Here is a 16,615-nt window from a genome sequence, read left to right as displayed (position 1 = left end):
TACTGTAGAGCCAGATGACCGGGAAGGACCGCGTCGACGAGGACAAGCGGGCGACGCTGCGGCGCTTTGCGACCGTCGGCGCCGGCGCGCCCCTCGTCGGTGCGGCCGGATCGGCCGCCGGTGAGACGGGCGAGAGCGAGGCCCGCGACGCCATCGCGGGCTACCTCGCGACTACGCCCGGCGCGCACTTCTCGAAGATCCGCGACGACCTCCAGCTCGGGACGGGCGAGACCCAACACCACCTTCGAACGCTCGAGGAGGCCGGCCGCGTCGAGCGCTTCGCGGACGGCGATTACAGTCGCTTCGTCCCGGCCGGTCGATTCGACGCGTTCGAGCGCTGCGCGCTGGGCTACCTGCGACGCGAGACCCCGCGCGGGATGATCATTCACCTCCTCCGGGAGCCGGACGCCGCCGCGAGCGAACTCGCGGATGCCCTCGAGGTCTCCGCGCCGACGGTGAGCAAGTACGCGGCCGAGCTCGAATCGCAGGGGCTCCTCGACCGATCCGACGGCTACAGCCTGGTCCGCCCGGAATCGCTGCTCGTCCTCCTCACCAGGCACGCCGACTCGTTCGGCCCGGACGCCGTCTCCCTGGCCAGCGACGCGGACGCGCTCGTCTCCTACACGGGGTAGATCCGCGTCGGTGCGGGTCGGGTTCGACATCCCCGTCGATCGGTTACAACCCCGGTCAGCCGTGGGGAACGCTTTTGCCGGCCGCCGCCAATCTCGCGACCATGAGCGACTTCGACTTGGATCTCCGGGCGATGGAAGAACACATCGAGGCGTCGGAGGATGCCGTCGACGGGAGCATCGTCCTCGACGTCCTCGACGGGTCGACGCCGGGCGAGGAGCGCGTCGAGACCGTCGCCGACGGGAACGTCCTCGTCCTGAACGTCGAGGGCGACGTCAACGAACTGGCCGCGGACTTCGCTCGCGAAATTTCGGAGCTCGGCGGCAACCTGGTTCACTTCCGCGGGTTTCTGATCGTCACGCCGCCGGACGTCGAAGTGGACAACAGCCGATTGGGGGAGTGACGATAGTCGGTCGCCGATTCGACGGCGACCCGAGAAGTCGGCCGTCGGTCCGATTCGGAGACGACGGCCCGGCCGTCGCGGACTCCGGTCTCGGCCTCAGTCTGGCCGAATCGTCAGGTGGTGGCCGTCCGGGTCGACGACGATCCAGCCGTTTTGGGTCTGCTCGCATCGACACGCCCGTTCAGCCACGGCGTCGACCGCAGCCCGCGGGTCGGCTGCGGAGAACCCCAGATCGACGTGGACGCCGCCTCGGGCGTCCGCGATTCCGAGCTGGGGTTCCCAGAGTTCGAGCGCCATCGGCCCGGCCATTCGAACGCGACGGCGGTTCCCCCCTCGATCCACCGTCTCGAAGCCGAGGGACTCGTAGAACGACTCGGCGTCCTCGAGCGAGGCCACCTCCAGGGCCACTTCGAAGATGCCGTCGATCCCCGGCCCCGCGACGTCGCGCTGGCCGAGTTCGACGCAGTTGCCGTCCGGATCGTACAGGTAGAGCGATCGCGCGTCGCCGAACGTCGTCTCCTCGAGGTCGTACTCGGCCGCGAGCCGGTCCCACCAGTCGTCGTACGCGGCTCGCGGGATCGAACAGGCGTAGTGGGTGTGGAGACCCCCGCGCGGAATCCCGGACGGTCGCCTGAGAACGAGGTCCGACGGACCGGCGGCGTAGCGAACTTCGTCGGCCGATTCCGACCGCACCGAGAGCGAGAGCGTCTCCTCGTAGAACGATCGCGCCGGGTCGAGGTACTTCACTTCGAGGGCGAGCCAGTCGAGTCCGGAGAGCATGGCGCCACCTACATCCGGCGCAGCTAAATCGGTACTGGCGCGCGTGCGAGTGCAGCCTGGCTCGTGTGGACCGGGTCTCGATTCGAGTGGACCGGGCTGATGGAACCGAACAACGCACCACTTAACCGGCGGTGCTCCGTGGTGTCTCGCGAGCACACGATGTCCGAGTTACCGGAGGACTTCAGCTGTACCATCACCAACTGGGAGTACATCTACAGCCTCTGTCGGGAGGTGAGCGAACAGGTCAGACGCGACGCGTTCGAGCCGGACGTCATCGTCGCGCTCGCTCGCGGAGGCTGGTTCGCCGGACGCTGCTGCTGTGACTTCCTGGGGCTCGACGACCTGACGAGCCTGAAGATGGAACACTACGTCGGCGCGGCGGAGAAGGCCGACGAACCCACCGTCAGGTATCCCATGCCGGAGGGCAGCGTCTCGGACAAGGACGTCCTCATCGTCGACGACATCGCCGACACCGGCGGCTCGATCGAACGCGCCCACGAGTACGTCACCGACCGCGACGCGGGGACCGTCCGCACCGCGACCCTCCAGCTGCTCGGGACGAGCGAGTTCGAACCCCACTACGTGGGCGAACGACTCGAGGAGTGGGCCTGGATCGTCTACCCGTGGAACTTCATCGAGGACATGATCGACCTGATTTCGGGCGTGATGGACGGGGCCGACCAGGAGACGTTCACCGCGGACGAGATCCGACACTTCCTCGCGAGCGTCCACGACATCCAGCGCATCGAGATGGAGATCGCCCAGCCCGACCGCCTCCCGGAGGTGCTCTCGGAGATGGAACGCCGCGAGGTCGTCGAAGCCGTCGGCGACGGGGAGTGGCGTCTGGCCGCCTAGTCCCCGTCACTCGAACGCCCGTTCGAGTTCGCGATCGACCGCGTCGTCCGTACGGGCGGTCGCGTCGGCCTCGCGGCGGACGGCCGACCCGCCCGGTTCGGCGCAGTCCAGACAGTACTCGTTGACTCCCCACCCGAGGGTGTGCAGCGGGACGCCGAAGCAGACGAACTGGCGCGCGTATCGCCGACGCAGGCCCTGCGTGGTCGATCGGCCGCACTCGGTACAGCGCTTTCGCGACCCGTCGAACGTGTCCTCGTCGACGCGGTGGTGCACGCCGAAGGCATCCGGGGCGTAGAGCGGGAGTGGCCGGGCCGTGGTGACGGCGAAGAGGGCCACGGTGAACAGCGCCATCCCGATGGCGAGTCCGACCCCCGAATCAAGGAGGAGTAGCGGCCCCACCAGTAAGCCGAGCAGAACCGCGCCGAACAGGAGCAATCGGAGCAGGGCGAACGTGACGACGCGGAGGCGATACAGGGCGTCCTCGGGTCTGGACATCAGTAACTGGTAGGTGAACTGACCACATAGGAATTTCGTTCACCCTCCGTCGCAGTGGACGGATGGGGCGAGTCAGTCCGCCACCGCTTCGCCGGTCGCCTCGGCCTCGACCGTCACCTGCTGGACCCAGAGGTCGCCGAACAGTTCGTCCTGTTCGAGTCGCACCCGACCGCGGTGGGCGAGAAACAGCAGCGCCAGGTAGGTCATCACCCGCGAGCCGCCCGACGCCTCGATCTCGACGAACAGGACCTCCTCGCGGCCGCCCTCGTAGTGCGGTTCGAGCGCCGCCTCGACGGCGTCGATGACGTCCTCGATATCCTCGTCGTGCTGGGTGTGCGTGACGTCGTCGGCCGTCGGCTCGTCGACGCCGCGAAAGGCGTCGCCCGAGTGGTAGCTGAGTTCCTGCACGCCGCGGTTGAACCCGCTCGGCGAGTTCGACGTGTCGTACTCGCGCGAGCGCTTCCACCACGACCCCCGCTCGGCGTCGCGCAGTTCCCGAACCAGCTCGTCCAGCGTCTCCGGCTTGCCGCGTGCGTGCTGGCGCTCCAGCCGGCGATCCATCTCCGCTTCGAGCCGCTCGACCGGATCGAACCCGTCCGGCCCCTCCGCTTCCTCCGGGGCCGGCCCCTCCTCGGCGAACGGCGCCTCCCACGGCGGCAACTCCTCCTCGTCGGGCTCGTCCGGCGTGAACAGCACGTCACTCTTCATCCGCAGGAGGACGCTCGCGTAGAACAGCGCCCGACCCGAGGTTCGCAGATCGGCCTCGTCGAGCGCGTCGAGAAACGCGTCCGTCACGTGCACGATGTCGATATCCCACGGGTCGATCTCGCCGTTCTTGGCCAGCTGAACGAGCAACTCGACCGGCTGGACGTCCTCATCGTCCTCATCGGCGGCGAGCGCGTCGACCTGGTCGGGGTACGGATCCGCGTCGTCGGGTGCATCGGCGTCCGACTCCTCGTCCGCGTCGCCGAACGAGACCGATTCCGCGTCGTCTCCGCCCGGTGGCTCGCGATCCTCGTGCCCGGCGATCGATAGGGGAATGTCGTCCTCGGCGGCCTCGTCGGATGGTTCCGAGGATCGCTCGAACTCGCCGTCCACGCTCTCTCGCGGGTCGCTTCGCTCCCCGCTCGAGTGTTCGGAGGGTTCCGTCGTCGCCTTCGCCTCCTCGGAGCCCTCCCTTCGCTCACGGGTCACTTCGTTCCCCGTTCGCGTTTCCGAGGAATCCGTCGTCGCCTTCGCCTCCTCGGAGCCCTCCCTTCGCTCACGGGTCACTTCGTTCCCCGTTCGCGTTTCCGAGGAATCCGTCGTCGCCTTCGCCTCCTCGGATTCCTCGCTAGTCATCAGCAACGACCTCCTCCCCGCCGCTCAGGTCGATCCCGGTCACCGCGCTCACGTTGTCCTGTTGCATCGTCACCCCGATGGCTCGCTCGGAGCGATCGAGCATGGCCTGGCGGTGCGAGACGACGACGAACTGCGCGTCGCCGGCCAGCTCGTCGACCATCCGGCCGACGCGTTCGGCGTTGACCGCGTCGAGGAAGGCGTCGATCTCGTCGAGCGCGTAGAACGGCGCCGGGTTGTGCCGCTGAATGGCGAAGATGAACGCCAGCGCCGTCAGGGACTTCTCGCCGCCGGACATCGCGTCGAGGCGCTGGATCGGCTTGTCGCCGGGCTGGGCCTTCATGGTCAGCCCGCCGTCGAACGGGTCCTCATCGTCCTCGAGGTGGAGCGAGCCCGTCCCCTCCGAGAGCTGCTCGAAGATGTCGGTGAAGTGGCCGTTGATCGATTCGTAGGCGTCCATGAAGGTGTCCTTCTTCTGGCGCTCGTAGCGCTCGATCCGATCGCGAATGCCCTCGGCCTCCTCGACGAGGGTCTCCCGGTTTTCCTCCAGTTCGTCGAGGGCGGATCGAACCTCGTCGTACTCGTCGATCGCGAGCATGTTCACCGGTTCGAGCGCCTCCATGTCGGCCTCGAGGAGGTCGATCATCTCGACGACGGTGTCGTGGTCCGGGACGTCCTCGGGGTCGTAGTCGCCGACCTCGTCCTCGAGCGAGTCGATCTCCCACGTCAGGGCCTCCTCGCGGTCCCGCGCCGCGGCGAGGTCGGACTCGGTCTCGTCGACGGCCTCCTGGGCCTCGTCGCGAGCCAGCCGGGCGTCGGCGAGATCGTCCTTGAGATCGGAGCGCTCGTCTTTGAGTTCGGCGAGTTCGGATTCGAGCTGTTCGACCGCCTCGCGCTTTTCGTCGAGGGCGCCCTCCTGACTCTCGATCTCGGCCTCGTAGGTTTCGATGCGCCCTTCGTACTCCGCCTTCTGGTTCTGGGCGGTCTCGATCTCGTCGTGGAGGTCCTCGATCGCCTCCTCGGCGTAGTTCTTCTCGAGTTCGTACTCGTTGAGCTCGGAGTTGAGCGCCTCGACGCGATCCTCGCGCTCGTCGATCTCGTCCTCGAGCTCCTCGATCTGGGCCGTGAGTTCCGGAATCTTCGAGTCGGCCAGCTCGGTCTCGAGTTCCTCGATCGCCGCCTCGATCGACTCGATATCGGCCTGTTTTGCCTCGATCTTCCCGGAGATTTCGGTCATCTCCTCGTCGACGGATTCGCGCTCGTCCTCGAGCTCTTCGAGTTCAGACTCGTCGGACTCGATCTCCGCCTCGAGTCGCTCGCGCTGGTCGTCGAGCTTCTCGATCTCGTTCTCGATGGACCGAACCTCGTCCGCCGCGTCGGTCTGTCGGTCCCGCGCGTCGTCGAGTCTCGATTCGACGTCGCGAAGCTCCTCGCGCAGGTCCTCGCGCTGGTCCTGCAGCTCCGTGATCTGGGTCGCGACGCGTTCGAGTGTGCCGCGACCGTCCGTCGAGAACGAGTAGCGCGATCCCTTGCGCGAGCCGCCGGTCATCGCCCCGCTCTTCTCGACGAGGTCGCCGTCGACGGTCACCATCCGGAAGTCGCCCATGTAGGACCGGGCCGTCTCGATGTCCTCGACGACGAGCGTGTCGCCGAGGACGTACGAGAAAACCCCCGCGTACTGGTCGTCGAAGTCGACCAGATTGTACGCGAAGTCGACCACGCCGGGGTCTGCCGGGGCCGAGGGCAGGCTTCGCGTGTGCATCTCGGTCATCGGGAGGAACGTCGCCCGCCCGGCGTTCTTCGACTTGAGGTGCTCGATGCAGTGCTGGCCGACGCCGTCGTCGTCGACGACGACGTTCGCCAGCCGGCCGCCGGCGGCCGTCTCGCAGGCGACGGCGTGCTCGCCCGCGACGCTTCCCAGCTGCGCGACCGCGCCGTGGACGCCCTCGAAGCCGGCGTTCAGGATGGTCGTCACCGCGCGCCCGAACGAGGAGTCGCCGCTCTCGCCCGCCTTCGCCTCGAGTTCGGCGTACTCCTGCTGTTTCGCCTGGAGTTCGTCCTCGAGTTCGTCCAGGTCGTCCTGGAGCTGGAAGCGCTCGCGTTTCAGGTCCTGGACGACCTCGGCGATGTTCTCCTTGTTCGCCTCGGCCTTCGACAGTTCCCGTTCGAGTTCCGAGCGCTCTTCGTCGAGTTCCGGCAGGAGTTCACGGGTCTCCTCGATCGAGGACTCGAGCTCCGAGATCTCGTTCGATCGCCGTCGCGCCTCGTCGAGCAGGCGATCCTGCTCGCGCTGGAGGTCGTTCTTCGCCGTCTTCGCCACCTCGAGTTCGTCCTTGCGCTCGGCGAGGTCGGCCTTCACTTCGTCGTACTCGGTGTCGACGTTCTCGAGTTCGGTCTCGAGCTCGTCGATCTCGGCCTCGCGCTCCTGTATCTCGGAGGCGATCGAGGCCTTCTCGAGTTTGCACTCGCGCATCTCGTCCTCGAGCTCCTCGACGCGCTCTTGCTTGCGGTCGATCTGGACGAACGCCTCGCGCCGGTCGGCCTCGGCTTCCTCGATGCGCTCCCGGCAGGTCTCGATCTTGTCCTCGAGGCGGGCGATCTCGCCTTTGACCTCCTCGATCTCGGCTTTGATCCGTAGCTGTTCGTCCTCGCCCTTGCGCTCGATCTCGGCGTTTAGGTCCTCGAGGTCCTCCTGCAGGCGAACGACGGTGCCCTGCTTCTCGTCGAGGTCGCGCTGGCGTTCCTCCAGGTCGGCCTCGAGGTCGTCGATGCGTTCCTCGACCGATTCGAGTTCTTCGCGTTTCTCCTCGAGTTCGCTCGCCTTGAGGTAGCCCTCGTACTCGGCCTTTTCGCGCCGGAGGCGACGGTAGCGAAGCGCCATCCGGCGCTCGTCTTCGAGCTGGTCGAGGCGGGTCCGCTTCTCCTCGATGCGGAGGTCGGCTTCGTCGATGCGCTCCTGGACGACCTCGAGTTCCTCGAACGCGTCCGCCTTCTTCGCGTCGAACTCCGCGACGCCGGCGATCTCGTCGATGATCTCGCGCCGACTGTGCGGGGTCATGTTGATGATCTCGGTGACGTCGCCCTGCATGACGACGTTGTACCCCTCCGGGGCGACGCCGGCCTGGGCGAGCAGGTCCTTGATGTCGGTGAGGTTGACCGAGCGGCCGTTGAGATAGTAGTAGGAGTAGTAGTTGTCCTCGGTCTGTTTGACCCGTCGGCGGATGCGGATCTCGTCGCAGTCGCCGACGTCCTCGGTGCCCGCGGCCGTCGCGACCTGGGATTTCTCGAGGGTCCGATCGGCGTTGTCGAGGATGACTTCGACCTCGGCTTCGCGGGTGCCCGGCGGGCGCTCGCCGTCCTCGTATCCGGGGTTGTAGATCAGGTCGGTGAGCTTCTCGGCGCGAATGCCCCGCGTCCGCGCCAGTCCGAGCGCGAAGAGCACGGCGTCGATGATGTTCGACTTGCCAGAGCCGTTCGGACCGGTGACGACGGTGAAGTCCTCGTAGAAGGGAATTCGGGTCTTGCGCCCGAAGCTCTTGAAATTATCCAGAACGAGGGCTTTGATGTGCATTTCCTGGGAGCCTCCGGGGCCGACGTCGAATCGAGCAGTTAGGCTACGATGATGTCGTCGGTACGTGACTCTTGTGGTTCTGAGTCAGTGTCGCCGTCCGTCGGTTCCGCCGAAGCCGGTTCCGTCTCCGGGGCGTCCTCGGCCGCGTCCGGTTCGAGCCCGAGATCGTCGGCCGATTCCGCCTCCGCGGCCGCCGCGGCGACCTCGTCGGGCTCGGCTTCGAACGTCCCCTCGCTCCGGCGGTCCGGCACCCGGGTCGGCGCCTCGGCTTCGAGCATGTCCTCGAGGACTCTGATTCGTTCCTTCGACTCGACGAGTTCCTCCGTCAATCCCTGAATCGTCGACTCCAGTTCGCGGACCGTCGACTCCAGTTCGTCGACGCGATTTTTCGGCATACGCGCTAGGGGCGCCGCCGTGTACATAAACGTGCGTCAGACAAACATATTTAATTCGTCAATTGTCCGAGAGCGATACGTTTCGGGTGCTCCCGATTGCCGAGCACGTCCCGATCGGCCCGTCTCGCGACCGACCGCCGCCGGAGGGCAGCGACGGGACCGACCACACCGCGATCGCGCCGTCCCGATACGTTTTACCCGCGGGAACTCGAATCGGGCCCAATGACCGCCCAGCACGTCCAGCGAAGCGACCTCGTGACGGTCATCGGCCTCGAGGTCCACGTCCAGCTGGAAACCGAGACGAAGATCTTCTGCGGCTGCCCGACGGACCCGGCTGACGAACCGAACGACCACGTCTGCCCCGTCTGTCTGGGCCTGCCGGGATCGCTGCCGGTGCTCAACGAGGGGGCCGTGGAGGCGGCCGTGAAGGTCGGCAAGGCGATCGACGCGACGATTCCCGAGGAGACGCGGTTTCACCGCAAGAACTACTTCTACCCGGACCTGCCGAAGAACTTCCAGATCACGCAGTACGACGAGCCCATCTGCCAGTCCGGCGAACTCGAGGTCTCCGTCGAGGGCGACCGTCGCACCATCGAGATCGAACGTGCCCACCTCGAAGAGGATCCCGGGAGCCTCCAGCACGTCGGCGGGGGCGGCGGCATCGACACCGCCGAGTACACCCTGATCGACTACAACCGCGCGGGGACGCCGCTGATGGAGATCGTCACCGCGCCGGACTTTCGCAGCCCGTCCGAAGTGCGCGCCTTCCTCGCGGAACTGGAGGAAGTCCTCGAGTACCTGGGCGTCTTCGACGCCGAGCGAGACGGCAGTCTCCGGGTCGACGCCAACCTCTCGATCGTCGAGGCCGACGAGGCGGAGGACGGCGGCGACCTCACGGCCGAGACGCTCGAGTCGGCCAACCGGACCGAGGTCAAGAACATCTCGAGTCACAAGGCGGCGGAGAAAGCGCTGGCCTACGAGGAGACCCGCCAGCGAAACGCCATCCAGCGCGGCCGCGCGGTCGAACAGGAGACCCGCCACTGGGACGAGAGCCGCGGCATCACGGTCTCGATGCGCTCGAAGGAGGAAGAGAAGGACTACCGCTACTTCGAGGAGGCCGACCTGCCGCCGCTGCGGGTCGCCCACTGGCGGGACGAGATCGAGATTCCGGAACTCCCGCGAGCCCGGCGCGAGCGCTTCCGCGCGGCGTACGACCTCGACGAGGAGGCCGCCTCGAAGCTCACCTCGACGAAGCAGGTCGCGGACTTCTACGAGGACCTGGCGAGCGAGTTCGATCCGGACCTGGCCGCGACGTGGGTCGCCGACGAGCTGCTCGGCGAACTCAACTATCGCGACATGGAAATCACCGACCTCGAGGGCCGCCTCGACGAGATCGCCCGACTGGTCGAACTCGTCGCCACCGACGAGATCACGGCGAAGAACGCGAAGGAAATCGTCCTCCGCGCCATGCTCGACGAGGGGACGGGCCCGGACGCGATCGTCGAGGCCGAGGGACTGGGCAAGACCAGCGACGACGAAGTCGCCCAAGCCGTGACGGCCGCCATCGAGGACAACCCCGACGCCGTCGCCGACTACGAGAACGGCGACGACGGCGCCATCAACTTCCTCGTCGGGCAGGTCATGCAGGCGACGGGCGGCAGCGCCGATCCGGGCACCGTCAATCAGCTCCTGCGAGCGGAGCTCGAAGAATAGGGGCCTCCCCGTCCACTCGCCTACTCCGCCTATCCGATCACCACGCGCCGTCGATCGGCGGTCGCTCGAAGGTCGACTCGCAGTTCTGACAGGCGACGACTGGGTCGTCCGACTCGCCGAGGACGACGCGCAGGTCCTCACTCGAACAGGTGGGACACGCCGCGGGGTCCCAGTTCCCACCGCACTCCGTGCACTCGAACGCGAGCGAGTCCCCCGCGAAATCGAGACGGAGATCGTCGCCGCGACAGGATGGACACGCGATCGGGATGCGAACGTCGACGGTCTCTCGCGGAGCGCCGAGCGCCAGCACCGACAGCGGGGCGTCGCCGTCGTTCCGGCCGGCCTGGTACTCGCCCGGGGCGAAGCGAACCGCCTCGTCCGCCCCCACGACGACCGCGCCGTCGAGCGTCTCGAACGTCGCCCGTCCGGACAGGACGACGAAGCATTCCTCCTGATCGCGGTGGGCGTGCAACCCGGCCGGGAAGCGACCGCCGGGATCGATCCGGTAGTGGTTGATCGCGAGGTCCGACGTATCGAGTGCGGTCGAAAGCGTCCGGCGAACGAGGGACGGCGATTTCGTCGACGAGTCCGCAGTCGATTTGGAGCCGTCTCCGCGTGCGGATTCGGGTCCAGTTTCGCGTTCGTCCGCGAGCGAGGCGCGTTTCACGTACGCGAATTGACTCCCGGGCCACCAAAACGGTCCGGGTCGACCGCGACGTCACGCATCCTCGATCCGCTCGCGGTTGCGATCGAGTACCGTTAGGTCGCCGTCGACGACGAGCTTCAGTCGCTCGTCGTCGAGAGCCACGACGAGCGAGAGTCGCCACGGGTCGCGGGACTCGACGGTGACGGTGCGGTCGGTCGCGGCGAACTCGAGTTCCCAGAGCGGGGTCGTCAGGACGTCGAGGCCGTGGTCGTGACAGAACGCGCGCAGTGTCGCGTCGGCCAGGACGGCCTCGCCGATCGACAGGTAGCGCGCGTCGTCGCAATTTTGACAGCGGAGGTAGGCGGAGACGACCCGGCGGTCGTCCGTGGAAAACGGCGTCTCTTCGGGTTCGAGCACCGTCGCGGTCGGCTGGCGGCCGCAGGTCGGACAGACGCCGCGGGCGAACGCGAGGTGGATCTGGTGGGTAAAGCGGGCGATCCCGTCGAGGTCGAGGTCGGCCGCCGCGTCGATCCCCGGCGGAACGGTCGTGACGTCGTATCGGTAGTCGCAGTCGGGACACTGGATCCGAAGTTCGCCCTCGTGAACGACCGCGTCGACGGGCGCTTCGCAGTAGTGACAGTCGAAGCCCGCGGCCGCTCTCGACTCGCTGACCCGGCGATCGAACGAGCCCGCCGACAGCGCCTGGTAGAGGACGCGCCCTTCGGGACGGATGCGATAGCCCGCGTCGGTTCGCTCGACGAAGTGACCGACGAGCTGGCCGAGGTGGTAGTTGAACTGGCTGCTCCTGACGTCGACGTCGACTCGGTCCCGGAGGTCGGAGAACGCCACCGGTGGCCCGCCGCGCACGTCGGAGCCGCCGAGTTCCCGGACGATGGCCGCCCTGATCTCGTTGCCGACGAGCGCGAACGGGTCCGAACCAGCCGGGTCCGGGTCGGACGTGTCGTCGGGGGTCACGAGTGAGGCGTTGTGAGACGGACCCCTAATCCTTGCGGCGCGCTCCGGCTCACCCGTACCGGTGGGTCCGACATTGCGTCCGATCGGTGCGACCGTCGGGCCGGTCGGTCGGCGACGGCACCGCGGGGATCAGTCGCCCGGATCCGGATCGACGGGCGGTTCGACCCGGTCCGAGACGGACTCGCCGAACGGGGACGTGACGGAGAGCAAGCCGACGGCCGAGGCGACGACGAGGACGCCGCCGGCGGCCAGCACGGGGACCAGTCCCACCGCGTCGGCCAGCGCACCGACGAGCAGTTTCGCCGCGCCACCGGAAAGCATGAGGATCATCGACACCCCCGAGAGGATCGTCGCTCGGCCGGCGTCCTCGATTCGGTCGTTCAGGTACTGGTTCCGTATCGGCCGGATGACGGCCTTGATGCCGCGATTGGCGAAAAAGAGCGGGACGAGCGCGAGCGGCGTGATCGCAAGGGCGACAGACGCGACGCCGTAGATCGGGACGAGGAGGGTGTACGTCAGCCGGACGCCCAGTCGATCGCGAATCCACCCCGCGGTCGCCGCCGCGGCCCCGGAGACGAGTTTGAACGCGGCGTAGAGCAGCCCAAAGCCGGCGACCGGGATCCCGACCGATTCGAGGCCGGGTTGCTCGAACACCCGGACGACCTGGTACAGCACCGAGAACAGGCCCGCGTAGGCGACGAACCACCGGATATCGGTGCGGACGATCAGCGCCCGGAGCGACCGGAGCGCCTCGCGAGTGGTGAACGGCTCCGTGGCGGGCGCGTCGGCTCCCGCATCCGTCGCGTCCGGGTCGGTCGCTCGCTCGGCTATCGCGTCCGAGTCGGTTGCCGCGGCTGCCGTCTGGCGCGAGCGCGGCGCGGTGAGCAACAGCGGGATTCCGAGCACCGCGACGAGCGCGTTGGCCAGGAAGGGGAGCGACCAGCCGAGGGTGACGAGCAGGCCCGCGGCCGCGGCCGTAACCGCTTCGAATCCCAGCTCGACCGTCGTCGCGCGCCCCCGAACGCGAGTGAACTCGTCGGCCTCGCCCGCCCTCGCGAGGAGTTCGTAGAGCCACGCGTCCGCCGTGCCCGAACGAAACGCCCAGCCGACGGCCCAGAACGCGTGGAGCGCGGCGTACGCGAGCGGCGTCTCGACGACCGTGTAGGCGGCCATGAACGTCGCAATTATCGTGTTTCCGAGGAGGAGACAGTGCGGTCTGCTGAGCCGATCGCCGACGTACCCCGTCGGAATCTCCGCGAGCACCATCGCCACGGAAAAGGCGCCCATGACGAAGCCGATATCGCCGAGAGCGAATCCGCGCACCTGCTGCAGGTAAACCACGCTGACGGGCAGGTAGAAGCCGTTCGAGACGCTCACCCGGTAGGCGTAGAACCGCCACACGGCCCGGTTCGGCTCGCGATCCGTCGGCTCGATCATCGTATCGGATCGGACGGCCGCGAGGGCCGTCAACGTGTCCGTAAATTGATTATTGTAGCGCCGCGGACTACAGTCGATTGTTGTAGGGAGACTGACTCGCGAGAGCCGGGCCACGGTCGGAGACCCGAACACCGGCCGCGACAGCGATCGCCAGCCCTCGATCGAGTCCCGTCAGCAGGCCACTCCGCCCCGGCTCCGGACGACCGTGGGCTGGGACTCGGTCGACGGCTTCGAGCCGTCGGCCGTGAATCGTCCGATCAGTCGTCGATGAGCTCCGGCGAGTCGTCGTCTTCGCCGACCGCTTCCCCGGCGGGGGCGCCTGCGGTCGGGCCCTCGTCTTCGATGACGGCTTCGGTCCAGTTGCCAAAGCGGAGCCAGAGCACGGCGACCACGAACGAGGCGGCCATCCCGACCGCGAACGCGATCCAGATACCGTCGACGCCGAGATCCACGCCCGGGACGGTCGGGACGGTGATGTCGGTGTAGGGGATCGTCACCGCGGTAAAGGCGAGGGCGAGCGCGACCGGGACGCGAAACACCCACCGCGAGAGGACGGAGAGGATCATCGCCGAGCGGGTACTCCCGGCGCCGCGGAACGCGCCCTGGATTACCATCACGGCCGCGAAGAGTGCCCAGAACGGTGAGACGATGCGCATGAATCGTACACCCTCTTCGATGGTGTCGGAATTGTCCACGAAGATGGCCATCGCCTGGTACGGGAACGCGAACACCAGTGCGGCGCAGGCGGCGATGAAACCCATCGTTCCGAGCACGGCCGTCCGTGCGACGGTCCGGGCCCGGTCCGGCGCGTTCGCGCCGAGGTTCTGGCCGACCCCGGTCGCCGTCGCCTGGCCGACGGCGCCCGAGACCGACCAGGTGACGGACATCAACCTGATGCCGATGCCGTACGCGGCCGTCGCGGTGTAGCCGAAACGGGCCACGAAGCCGGCCATCGCCACGGCGGCGAAACTGCGAACCCAGCCGTCGAGCGTGGCCGGATACCCGACGTCGACCAACCGGTAGAGAAGGGCCCAGTCGGGGCGCAAGTCGCGCACGTAGAGTTTGACGCCGTAGGTTCCCTCGAGGAGGATGTAAATTCCGGCGACGGTCGCGACGCCCCGCGAGATGAGGGTGGCGATCGCCGCACCCCGCGTCCCCATCGCCGGGACGGGGCCCCAGCCGAGGATGAACAGCGGGTCGATGACGACGTTGAGGCCGGCCGAGATGAGAACGAGCCACATCGCGGTCCGCGTATCCCCGGCGCCCTGCAGCGACGACCGGAACACGAAGAACAGGAACGTCAGCGGAAGGGTGAGAAATATCACCTCGATGTAGACCAGCGCGGCGGTGAATACGGGCCCTTCAGCGCCCATCAGCCGGAGGATCGGTTCCCTGAACGCGAGGCCGAAGGCCGCGAGGACGACCGAGACGACGATCGCGAGGAGGATCGACTGCGCGACGGCCCGGTCCGCCTGCCGACGCCGGTCCGCCCCGACGTACTGGGAGACGAGCGCGATCGTCGACGCGGTCAGGCCCATCGCCGTCGAGACGAACATCCACGACAGCGGAAACATGAGCGAGACCGCCGCGACGCCGATGTCCTGGTCGCCGGGAATCATCCCCACCCAGAACATATCGGCCAGGTTGTAGACCGTCTGGAGGAGGTTCCCGAGAACGAGCGGCCACGACAGGGCGAACAGCTTGGGCGTGATCGCCCCCGTCGTCACGTCGATCCCCTTTCGATCTGGCTGCGACACGGAAGACTCGGGTGGACGGTCGGGAGGTCGCAAGTTAAAGGATGGCAATCCGCGAGCGGCTTGCCGGGACGACCGGTCGCCGAGCGGGAAGTCGGTATGCCAACCGACTGAACGTTCATGTCGGTCGCCCGAGAACGAAGGCGTATGCCACCAAACGACCGAGAGAGCTCGAACGATCGGGGGTCGCTCGACGCCGACACACTCTCCACGATCGATTCGGTGCTGCGAACGCGACTTGCCGAGGACGACATTCCAGGGCTGAGCCTCGCGATCGCGGACCGCGAGGGGGTCCGGTACGCGAGGGGCTACGGCTCGCGCGATCTGGCGACCAACGAGCCGGCGACGCCCGAGACGATCTACGGGATCGGCTCGGTCTCGAAGTCGTTCGCCTCGCTGGCGACGCTCCAGCTCGTCGAGGCCGGCGATCTCTCGCTCGACGATTCGGTCACCGCGCACCTGGACGTCGACGTCCCCGAGGAGATCACCCTTCACCACCTCCTCTCGCACACGTCCGGCTTCCCATCGCTCGCGGCGAGCGAAGCCCTTCTGGGCAGACAGATGGGTACCGGGGAGGCCGGGATCCCGCTCGGATCGCGCGAGGACGTACTGGCCCACATCGAGGGTGCGACCGACGAGCTCGTCGGCGAGCCGGGCGAGCGGTGGCTGTACTGCAACTCGGGCTATACGCTCGTCGGGGAAGTCATCGAAGCGGTCACCGACCGACCGTACACCGACTACGTCACCGAAGAGATCCTCGACCCGCTCGGGATGGATCGCTCGACGTTCGACGGCGACCGGTTCGAGGCCTTCGAGGATCGGATGACGCCGTACTTCGCTCCCGACGACGAACTCGAGCCCCATCCGCTGCCGATTCGCGAGCACAGCGCGGCCGCCGGCGGCCTGCTCGCACCCGTGACCGACCTCGTCCGGTACTGCCGGCTGCACCTCCGCGGCGGCGAACTCGACGGAACCAGACTCGTCGACGAATCCGTCCTGCAGCGGGCCTACGAGCCCCACGCCAAGACGCCGGCCGGCCCGTACGGCTACGGCTGGCGAACGCGCAATGTGGCCGGCGACACCCTGATCGGCCACGGCGGCTCGATCGCCGTCTCGACCGCCTACGCCGGGTTCAGTCCCGATCGCGACCTCGCCATCGCCCTCCTCGCGAACGCGAGTCCGGGCTACGGCCTGGCGGAACTCGGAAAGGGCGTCTTCGCGGCGCTCACCGGGCCGGACCCCGAGACGCTACCGTTCTTCCGGCGCCGCGACCGGTTCGACGCGTTCAGCGGGACCTACGAGTCCTACCGCGGGATCAAGCGCGCCGAAGTGGAGCCGAGCGGCGGGACACTCCGGCTGCGGATCGGCGGCCCGATCGACGGCGAAGGCGAGTGGCAACCGCTGATTCCCGTCGATATCGACGAAGGCGAGTTCGAGACGCTGTCGGCCGCCGGCGATCGAATCCCAGTGGAGTTCGTCGAGACCGACGCGGGCGTCGAGTGCTACGTCGATCGGTGGCGGTTACATCAGGTGTGAATCGGACCGTCGTTCGATTCTAACCCGTGTCTACCGCCTAGCTGTCGTCGTGATCCTCCTGTCGAAAGCGCCCCACTATCGGTTGTC

Annotated in this window: 14 protein-coding genes; 5 read left to right on the top strand and 9 right to left on the bottom strand. The window is 67.5% G+C overall.

Annotation, left to right across the window (positions count from 1 at the left end; translation table 11 throughout):
* Window positions 1–14 precede the first annotated feature (14 nt).
* Both MXA07_RS08255 and MXA07_RS08250 read left to right on the top strand, forming a co-directional pair.
* Entirely contained in the window at window positions 15–632 is a 618-nt protein-coding gene (locus MXA07_RS08255; protein WP_247731566.1) for a winged helix-turn-helix transcriptional regulator, read from the top strand.
* 101 nt (window positions 633–733) lie between these two features.
* A complete protein-coding gene (locus MXA07_RS08250) occupies window positions 734–1,033 on the top strand; it encodes a DUF5779 family protein (protein WP_247731565.1) in 300 nt (99 codons plus the stop codon).
* Window positions 1,034–1,129: 96 nt separating this feature from the next.
* Here MXA07_RS08250 and MXA07_RS08245 read toward each other — a convergent pair whose 3' ends face one another.
* Window positions 1,130–1,813, bottom strand: a complete 684-nt coding sequence (locus MXA07_RS08245; RefSeq protein ID WP_247731564.1) for a VOC family protein — start codon at window positions 1,811–1,813, stop codon at window positions 1,130–1,132.
* A 159-nt stretch (window positions 1,814–1,972) separates the two neighbouring features.
* Here MXA07_RS08245 and MXA07_RS08240 point away from each other — a divergent pair, with 159 nt between their 5' ends.
* A complete protein-coding gene (locus MXA07_RS08240; RefSeq protein WP_247731563.1) occupies window positions 1,973–2,668 on the top strand; it encodes a phosphoribosyltransferase in 696 nt (231 codons plus the stop codon).
* Between the two features lie 6 nt (window positions 2,669–2,674).
* Here the strand turns inward: MXA07_RS08240 and MXA07_RS08235 are convergent, their stop codons facing one another.
* The 4 genes from MXA07_RS08235 to MXA07_RS08220 all read right to left on the bottom strand — a co-directional run bounded on the left by MXA07_RS08235 (window position 2,675) and on the right by MXA07_RS08220 (window position 8,467).
* Window positions 2,675–3,163 (bottom strand): DUF8108 domain-containing protein, encoded by a 489-nt coding sequence (locus MXA07_RS08235; protein WP_247731562.1) that lies wholly within the window; start codon window positions 3,161–3,163, stop codon window positions 2,675–2,677.
* 72 nt (window positions 3,164–3,235) lie between these two features.
* The gene (locus MXA07_RS08230) at window positions 3,236–4,504 is read right to left on the bottom strand and encodes a segregation/condensation protein A (protein WP_247731561.1); all 1,269 of its coding nucleotides are present in this window, start codon (window positions 4,502–4,504) and stop codon (window positions 3,236–3,238) included.
* Window positions 4,497–8,072: a chromosome segregation protein SMC gene (gene smc / locus MXA07_RS08225; RefSeq protein ID WP_247731560.1), complete on the bottom strand. Its 3,576-nt coding sequence runs from the start codon at window positions 8,070–8,072 to the stop codon at window positions 4,497–4,499. The genes MXA07_RS08230 and smc overlap by 8 nt, the downstream gene beginning before the upstream one ends.
* Before the next feature lie 38 nt (window positions 8,073–8,110).
* Window positions 8,111–8,467 carry a DUF7518 family protein gene (locus MXA07_RS08220; RefSeq protein WP_247731559.1) on the bottom strand — a complete coding sequence of 119 codons (357 nt, stop codon included), beginning with the start codon at window positions 8,465–8,467 and terminating at the stop codon, window positions 8,111–8,113.
* Window positions 8,468–8,689: 222 nt separating this feature from the next.
* Between MXA07_RS08220 and gatB the strand changes: the two genes are divergently transcribed.
* Entirely contained in the window at window positions 8,690–10,180 is a 1,491-nt protein-coding gene (gene gatB / locus MXA07_RS08215) for an Asp-tRNA(Asn)/Glu-tRNA(Gln) amidotransferase subunit GatB (RefSeq protein WP_247731558.1), read from the top strand.
* A gap of 37 nt (window positions 10,181–10,217) precedes the next feature.
* On the opposite strand, the gene MXA07_RS08210 is transcribed toward gatB, so the two are convergent.
* The 4 genes from MXA07_RS08210 to MXA07_RS08195 all read right to left on the bottom strand — a co-directional run bounded on the left by MXA07_RS08210 (window position 10,218) and on the right by MXA07_RS08195 (window position 14,995).
* Window positions 10,218–10,847, bottom strand: coding sequence for a cupin domain-containing protein (locus MXA07_RS08210; protein ID WP_247731557.1), 630 nt, complete (start codon window positions 10,845–10,847; stop codon window positions 10,218–10,220).
* A gap of 51 nt (window positions 10,848–10,898) precedes the next feature.
* Complete coding sequence (locus tag MXA07_RS08205) at window positions 10,899–11,801, bottom strand: DUF7351 domain-containing protein (RefSeq protein ID WP_247731556.1); 903 nt, start codon at window positions 11,799–11,801, stop codon at window positions 10,899–10,901.
* A 129-nt stretch (window positions 11,802–11,930) separates the two neighbouring features.
* Window positions 11,931–13,238, bottom strand: a complete 1,308-nt coding sequence (locus tag MXA07_RS08200) for an MFS transporter (RefSeq protein WP_247731555.1) — start codon at window positions 13,236–13,238, stop codon at window positions 11,931–11,933.
* A 257-nt stretch (window positions 13,239–13,495) separates the two neighbouring features.
* Window positions 13,496–14,995: an MATE family efflux transporter gene (locus MXA07_RS08195; RefSeq protein WP_247731554.1), complete on the bottom strand. Its 1,500-nt coding sequence runs from the start codon at window positions 14,993–14,995 to the stop codon at window positions 13,496–13,498.
* A gap of 144 nt (window positions 14,996–15,139) precedes the next feature.
* On the opposite strand from MXA07_RS08195, the gene MXA07_RS08190 reads away from it, so the two are divergent.
* Window positions 15,140–16,528, top strand: coding sequence for a serine hydrolase (locus MXA07_RS08190; protein ID WP_247731553.1), 1,389 nt, complete (start codon window positions 15,140–15,142; stop codon window positions 16,526–16,528).
* The last annotated feature ends 87 nt before the right edge of the window (window positions 16,529–16,615 follow it).

Source organism: Halovivax limisalsi (assembly GCF_023093535.1).
Lineage (GTDB): Archaea > Halobacteriota > Halobacteria > Halobacteriales > Natrialbaceae > Halovivax > Halovivax limisalsi.
This window is presented reverse-complemented; position numbering and strand designations above follow the sequence as displayed.